Source organism: Nocardioides iriomotensis (genome assembly GCF_004168035.1).
Classification (GTDB): domain Bacteria; phylum Actinomycetota; class Actinomycetes; order Propionibacteriales; family Nocardioidaceae; genus Nocardioides_B; species Nocardioides_B iriomotensis.
Genome location: NZ_SDPU01000015.1, coordinates 1 through 385, shown reverse-complemented (window position 1 = coordinate 385; position 385 = coordinate 1). Strand labels below are relative to the sequence as shown.

Sequence of the window (385 nt, the reverse complement as noted above, 5' to 3'; positions counted from 1 at the left end):
TCGCTCGACCACCCCGGTCTCCGCGAGGTGCTCGAGGTAGCGCCGCGCGGTCACCCGCGACGTGCCGGTCGACTCGGCCACCTCGCTCGCGGAGGCGGCGCCGGCGTCCCGCAGATGGTCGGTGACGCGGCGCAGGGTCTCGCCGCTCATCCCCTTGGGCAGCGACGTCGCGCCGCCCGGCGGGCGGAGCAGGCCGAGGAGCTCGTCCACCTCGTCCTGCACGACCGCCTCGCCGGCGTCGTCGAGCTGCGCGCGGTAGGCGGCGTACTGCTCGAGCTTGCCGCGCAGCCCGGCGAACGAGAACGGCTTGAGCAGGTACTGCACCACCCCCTGCGACACCGCCCGCCGCACCACGTCGAGGTCGCGCGCCGAGGTCACCGCGATG

General features: G+C 75.3%; 1 protein-coding gene. It reads right to left on the bottom strand.

The annotated features are described in order from the left end of the window. The coding region (locus ETU37_RS05745; protein ID WP_129986237.1) for a helix-turn-helix domain-containing protein at positions 1 to 385 on the bottom strand (385 nt) is incomplete at both ends.